Below are 5,638 nucleotides of genomic sequence, written 5' to 3'. Positions count from 1 at the left end.
CGAGGCCGCCGCCGCCGAGGTCCGCGCGCTGGGACGCGTGGCCCGGGTGCTCCAGTTCGACGTGTCGGATCGCGAGGCCACCGCCAGCGCGCTGCTGGCCGACGTCGACGCGCATGGCTGCTACTACGGCGTCGTCTGCAACGCCGGCATCGCGCGCGACGGCGCCTTCCCGGCGCTCAGCGGCGAGGACTGGGACCAGGTCATCCACACCAACCTGGATGCCTTCTACAACGTGCTGCAGCCGCTCACCATGCCGCTGGTGCGGCGCAAGGCGCCGGGGCGCATCGTGACGCTGGCCTCGGTCTCGGCGCTGATGGGCAACCGCGGCCAGGTCAACTACAGCGCGGCGAAGGCGGGCATCATCGGCGCGACCAAGGCGCTCGCGGTCGAGCTGGCCAGCCGGCAGATCACCGTCAATTGCGTCGCGCCGGGCCTGATCGACACCGACATGGTCGACCCGCAGCTGCTGGAGGAGGCGCTCAAGCTGATCCCGGCCAAGCGGGTGGGCAAGCCGGAGGAGGTGGCGGCGATCGTGAGCTTCCTGATGGGCAGCGATGCCGCCTACATCACGCGGCAGGTGATTTCGGTGAATGGGGGGATGGTGGGATGAGCAAGAAGCGGGTCGTGATCACCGGCGTGGGGGCGTTGTCGCCGCTGGGCCATGACGTCGAGACCATGATGGACAGCCTGCGGGCGGAGGCCAACAAGGTCCAGCGCATGCCCGGCTGGGCCGACTACGAAGGCCTGAACACGCAGGTCGGCGTGCCCTGCGCGCCCTTCGAGCTGCCGGCCGACCGCTACAACCGCAAGAGCATGCGCAGCATGGGGCGCGTCGCGCAGATGGCCACCCGCGCCAGCGAGATGGCCCTGGAACAGGCCGGCCTGCTGGGCGATCCGCTGGTGACCAGCGGCCGGCTGGGCGTGAGCTTCGGCAGCTCCAGCGGCACGCCCAGTGCCGTCGGCGACTTCGGCCGCATGATGACCGCCAAGAGCATCGAGGGCATCAACGCCAATACCTACGTGAAGATGATGTCGCACACGGCGACGGTCAACATCGCCGTGTTCTTCGGCATCACCGGCCGCATCATCACGACCAGCAGCGCCTGCACCTCGGGCAGCCAGGGCATCGGCTACGCCTACGAGGCCATCCTCAGCGGCCGCCAGGTCGCGATGCTGGCCGGTGGCGCCGAGGAGCTGGATCCCACGCAGGCAGCGGTCTTCGACACACTCTTCGCCACCAGCACCCGCCACAACGACCAGCCGCGCCTCACGCCGCGGCCGTTCGACGCCGACCGCGATGGTCTGGTGCTGGGCGAGGGCGCCTGCACCTTCGTGCTCGAGGAGTACGAACACGCCAAGGCCCGAGGCGCCCGGATCCTGGGCGAGATCGTGGGCTACGGCACCAACTGCGACGGCACGCACGTCACGCAGCCGCAGTCCGCGACGATGGCCCAGGCGATGCGCCTGGCGCTGGAGGACGCGGGCCTGCCGCCCGGCGCGATTCCCTACGTCAACGCCCATGGCACCAGCACCGACCAGGGCGACGTGGCGGAGAGCCAGGGCACGCAGGCGGTCTTCGGTTCCGATGTCGCGATCTCCTCGCTCAAGAGCTACATGGGCCACACCCTGGGTGCCTGCGGCGCGCTCGAGACCTGGATGACGCTCGAGATGATGCGGGCCGGCTGGTTTGCGCCGACACTCAACCTCGAGCGCGTGGACCCGCGCTGCGGCGACCTGGATTACGTGCGGACCGGCGGACGCGCCCTGCAGACCGAGTTCGCGATGACCAACAACTTCGCGTTCGGCGGCATCAACACCTCGCTGATCCTGCGCCGGCTCGATTGATCCGTTCGACTTCCTTCGACTTCGTTTGACCTTGTTTGACTTCGCTTGACTGGAGACCGTTCATGAAGCTTCGCCATTCCGCCGCGATCCTGCTGGCCTCGATGTTGGCGGCCACCGCTGCCTCGGCGCGCGACACCGTGCTGCACATCCCGCTGGCCGACGTGCTGTCCATGCCCGAGGCCAAGGACAAGCTGGATGCCAACATGAAGTTCTTCCTCGCCGGACAGACGACGCCCAAGGTGCTGCAACGCTTCTCGACCGACGTCAGCAACCCCAAGACCAATGGCGTGGGCAAGACCGACGAGTTCGGCTGCAAGTGGGCCGCGCTCAGCGCGCTCATCAGCCTGCAGAACAGCGCCAAGCGCGAGGGTGCCAACGCGGTGATCGACATCGTCAGCTACTACAAGAAGAACGAGTACCGGAGCGCGACCGATTTCGAATGCCATGCGGGCGCCATCATCATCGGCGTGGCGCTCAAGGGCACCTACGCCAAGATCGCCGAGTGATTCATTCCATTCATTGACCTGAGGGAGATTGCAGATGAAGAAGATGGTTGTGGGCCTGATCCTGGCCAGCCTGGTGGGCGTGTCGCAGGCGCGCAGCGCTGTGCCGCTGGTCGAGCCGGACCGCGTGGTGCTGGTGGCCGGGCAGTCCGCGCTGACGCCGGACCAGGTGAAGCAGGCGATCGTGCGGGGCAGTGCCAAGCTGGGCTGGACCGTCGCCTCCGACGAGCCGGGCAAGCTGCGCCTCAAGTACAACAAGCAGAACAAGCATGAGGTCGTGGTGGACGTCAGCTATGACAACGCCGGCTTCCAGGTCCGGTACGTCAACAGCGTCAACATGAAGTACGAGCAGGTCAACGGCGTGGCCCACATCCACCCGTTCTACAACACCTGGGTCAGCAACCTGAGCCGCGCCATCTCGTCCGAGGCCAGCGGCACCCCGGCCGCGCAATGACCGCGCGGCGGGGCCCCGCGATCCGATGAGCCTGCTGTGCCTGCTCGCGACGCGGTCCGCGCTGCGGGCCGGCATGGCGGATCCGGCGTCGTGGGTGACGGCCACGGAGCGCGCGCGGCTCGAGGCCTTCGGCACCGAGGCCCGGCGGGACGTGTTCCTCGCCGGGCGCTGGCTGGCGCGTCAGGCGGTGCGCGAGTGGCGCGGCGATGACGGCGCGGTCGAGCTGCAGGTCGCCGACAGCGGCGCGTGTCGTGTCGCGCGGCCGGACGGGGTGTTCGTCTCCATCAGCCACAGCGGTGACCAGGTCGCGTGCGCGGTCGCGGCGGTGCCGGTGGGCGTGGACATCGAGCGCTTGGGCGCGCGCGCTCGCGATCACCTCGCGTTGGCGCGTGCCGTGCATGGCCCAGCCCAGCAGGAGCAACTGCGGCAATTGCCGCCGCAGGCGCGGGAGCGCCATTTCCTCCAGCTGTGGACGCTCAAGGAAGCGTGGCTGAAGGCGCGTGAGCAGGGCCTGGATTTCGCGCTGATGCGGGCCATGGCCTTCGACGAATCCGCCGATGGCGATGGGGGCGACATGGCCGTCACCGAGGACGGCGCGACGATCGTCGCGATCGCGACCTGCGCCGACTTGCCGGCGGTGATCACGCCCTTGAACGCGGCACAAATGCAAACGGCGCCGGAGTGGCGCCGTTATCGCTCGCGCTGCTGAGCGCGCGGTCCGCGACGATCTCAGCCCGGCTTGCGGGCGACGCAGTTAAGCAGCGTTTCCTCGCGTTGCTCGGGCACGCGGAACCCCAGCCATTCGAGTGCGCCAAGGTCCTTGCGGCTCCACCAGAGGTAGGGCGTGCTGATGCGCTTGTCGTCGACCTGGAAACCGGCCTCGCGGAGCATGGCCAGGAATTCCGGCGCGCTGCGCTGCACGTGCATCGGGTGGCGGAACAGCAGCCGGATGATCCAGCTGTGGATGTAGGCGCGGGTGCTCTCGGCCAGCAGCAGCACGCCGCCCGGCTTGAGCACGCGGAAGACCTCGGACAGCGCGGTCGCCTGATCGACGATGTGATGCAGGGTCTGGTGGCACAGCACGACGTCGACGGAAGCGTCGGGCAGCGGGATGGCTTCGGCATGCGCGTCGTGCAGCGTCACCGGCACCGGCGTGGCCTGGCGCATCGCGGCGCAGCGGGCGGCGAAGTCCGGCTCCGGATCGAGCGCGTGGATCTGGCTGGGCTGGAAGCGCTGGGCCAGCTCGGGCAGCGAATGGCCTTGCCCGGTGCCGATGTCCAGCATCACGCCGCCCTTGGGGATGTCAGGCGCCAGGCGCTGGAGGTCGTCCAGCGCGCGGCCCAGCACGTGGACACGCCAGGTCGGCGTCGAGAGGAACCAGAGGCCGAAGCGGGTCTCGGGCACGAAGGCGGGCTTGCGGGTGGGCAGGGACGTGAGGGGTGTGTTCATGGGGCGTCGTTCGTGCCGGGGTGTGCCGCGGTCGTGTGCTGGTCTGCGTCGAGCGGCGGCAGATGATAGCGGCGGCGGCCTGCGGCGCGCCGAGGCCCGGAGGGGCAAACGATGAACAATGCCCGCAATGGGGGAGCCGGCGCAATGAGGCGAGCTGGAAAAGACAAAGCCCGCAAGACTTGCGTGAACCGCCGGGGTTTACTGATGGGCCTCAGGCCCTGGGCTTTCGACTTGCCCACTTGAAGCCCACGATGCCCCCTGCGATGAGGCAGATGAGCATGAAGCCCAGCGACATCATGAAGGCGTCACCGATGTCGGAGTCCGACTTGATGTATCGAGGGCCATACCAACTGGCAAACAGCTCGACCAGCCCATACGACACCAGGGCAAAGACGACGGCACCGAGCAAGGTAAACAGGGCGCGCTTCATGACATCTGCCAGAACCAGATGGCCTTGGCCTTCTTGTAGTCGCTCCACAAGCCTTGAATGGCAAAGCCTGTGGCGATGCGAAACCAGGAGGAGGTGTCTGTCATGCGGGACTCTTTGAAGAGGTCGATGTGGTCACCGCTGAGGCCTGGACCGTAGTAGTCCTTGATGAAGATCACCCCATGCTTGCCCTTGATCTTGTCGAAGGATGTGGCGACGTCTTTGCCGGTGAACTTCTGAATCTTGCCCGGAAGCACCGCGGCGTTTTTATCCAGCCACGCCGCAAGCTCTTCGGCACGGATCGGATATTTGGGCTTGTCCTTCTCCCATGACCTGGCCCCACCAAACGACTTCAAGTCGACGCCGCAGCGCATGAGGGCAGCGGAGAGGTTGATCGCACACTGGTTCTCGTAGACGGTCTTGTCCAGGATCGGTGCATCCCCTGCGATGTTGGGGTGCTGCTTTCAGAGTTCGGAAAACGTCGGCATCTTTGTGCCCCTCCACTGAAGGCGTGAAGGGCCATTCTGATAACCGTGCGTGGCAAGTTCAGGTGACGAAGGTCAGCCTGAGGGGAATCTCTTTTAGGGACCGGCGAGCCGGAGAAGGTGTGCTTTGCGGGTCTTCGAGGAAGGCGAGGTTGCGCCGCCTTTTGTGCTACTTGGAGCCCAATGGACAAAGCCCGCAAGACTTGCGTCTTGCGGGCTTTGGGATCTGGTGGCGCTTCAGGGATTCGAACCCCGGACCTGCGGATTATGATTCCGTCGCTCTAACCGGCTGAGCTAAAGCGCCTTGCGAAGAATGCGACTATAGCAAAGTTTTCGAAGACAATGCAAGCCCCCGCCGAGCACGGCGACAAACGTTCGGCGCGCGAGTCCTCTCGACCCCTCCATGTTCAGCTTCCTCAAGAAAAAACTGGGCTTCGGATCCTCCGAACCCACGCCAGCGCCCGCTCCCGAAGCG

General features: G+C 66.6%; 8 protein-coding genes and 1 tRNA gene. 5 read left to right on the top strand and 4 right to left on the bottom strand.

Features of this window, described 5'->3' with window-relative positions; all coding sequences use genetic code 11:
• From fabG to FUT87_RS21180, 5 genes are all read left to right on the top strand, one after another.
• On the top strand, positions 1–610 hold a 610-nt coding region (gene fabG, locus FUT87_RS21200; protein ID WP_147242304.1), incomplete at its 5' end, for a 3-oxoacyl-ACP reductase FabG.
• Positions 607–1,845, top strand: a complete 1,239-nt coding sequence (locus FUT87_RS21195) for a beta-ketoacyl-ACP synthase (protein WP_147242303.1) — start codon at positions 607–609, stop codon at positions 1,843–1,845. The genes fabG and FUT87_RS21195, both read left to right, overlap by 4 nt.
• 62 nt (positions 1,846–1,907) lie before the next feature.
• Positions 1,908–2,351 carry an excinuclease ATPase subunit gene (locus tag FUT87_RS21190; protein ID WP_147242302.1) on the top strand — a complete coding sequence of 148 codons (444 nt, stop codon included), beginning with the start codon at positions 1,908–1,910 and terminating at the stop codon, positions 2,349–2,351.
• A 34-nt stretch (positions 2,352–2,385) separates the two neighbouring features.
• On the top strand, positions 2,386–2,802 hold the full coding sequence (locus FUT87_RS21185) for a hypothetical protein (protein ID WP_147242301.1): 417 nt from the start codon (positions 2,386–2,388) through the stop codon (positions 2,800–2,802).
• Positions 2,803–2,827: 25 nt separating this feature from the next.
• Complete coding sequence (locus tag FUT87_RS21180; protein ID WP_147242300.1) at positions 2,828–3,511, top strand: 4'-phosphopantetheinyl transferase superfamily protein; 684 nt, start codon at positions 2,828–2,830, stop codon at positions 3,509–3,511.
• A 20-nt stretch (positions 3,512–3,531) separates the two neighbouring features.
• On the opposite strand, the gene FUT87_RS21175 is transcribed toward FUT87_RS21180, so the two are convergent.
• From FUT87_RS21175 to FUT87_RS21160, 4 genes are all read right to left on the bottom strand, one after another.
• A complete protein-coding gene (locus FUT87_RS21175) occupies positions 3,532–4,251 on the bottom strand; it encodes a class I SAM-dependent methyltransferase (RefSeq protein WP_147242299.1) in 720 nt (239 codons plus the stop codon).
• A 211-nt stretch (positions 4,252–4,462) separates the two neighbouring features.
• Positions 4,463–4,681, bottom strand: coding sequence for a hypothetical protein (locus tag FUT87_RS21170; RefSeq protein WP_147242221.1), 219 nt, complete (start codon positions 4,679–4,681; stop codon positions 4,463–4,465).
• Complete coding sequence (locus FUT87_RS21165; protein WP_255511950.1) at positions 4,678–5,106, bottom strand: type VI secretion system amidase effector protein Tae4; 429 nt, start codon at positions 5,104–5,106, stop codon at positions 4,678–4,680. Before FUT87_RS21165 ends, FUT87_RS21170 begins: the two co-directional genes overlap by 4 nt.
• Positions 5,107–5,390: 284 nt before the next feature.
• Positions 5,391–5,467 (bottom strand) — tRNA-Met (locus FUT87_RS21160).
• Positions 5,468–5,638: the final 171 nt, after the last annotated feature.

The sequence above is a fragment of the Mitsuaria sp. TWR114 genome, from assembly GCF_007997345.1.
This window is presented reverse-complemented; position numbering and strand designations above follow the sequence as displayed.

Excerpts from the sequence above, each read along its gene's own strand:
- FUT87_RS21195 (WP_147242303.1), top strand. The coding sequence starts at position 607 with ATGAGCAAGAAGCGGGTCGTGATCACCGGCGTGGGGGCGTTGTCGCCG.
- FUT87_RS21190 (WP_147242302.1), top strand. The coding sequence starts at position 1,908 with ATGAAGCTTCGCCATTCCGCCGCGATCCTGCTGGCCTCGATGTTGGCG.
- FUT87_RS21185 (WP_147242301.1), top strand. The coding sequence starts at position 2,386 with ATGAAGAAGATGGTTGTGGGCCTGATCCTGGCCAGCCTGGTGGGCGTG.
- FUT87_RS21180 (WP_147242300.1), top strand. The coding sequence starts at position 2,828 with ATGAGCCTGCTGTGCCTGCTCGCGACGCGGTCCGCGCTGCGGGCCGGC.
- FUT87_RS21175 (WP_147242299.1), bottom strand. The coding sequence starts at position 4,251 with ATGAACACACCCCTCACGTCCCTGCCCACCCGCAAGCCCGCCTTCGTG.
- FUT87_RS21170 (WP_147242221.1), bottom strand. The coding sequence starts at position 4,681 with ATGAAGCGCGCCCTGTTTACCTTGCTCGGTGCCGTCGTCTTTGCCCTG.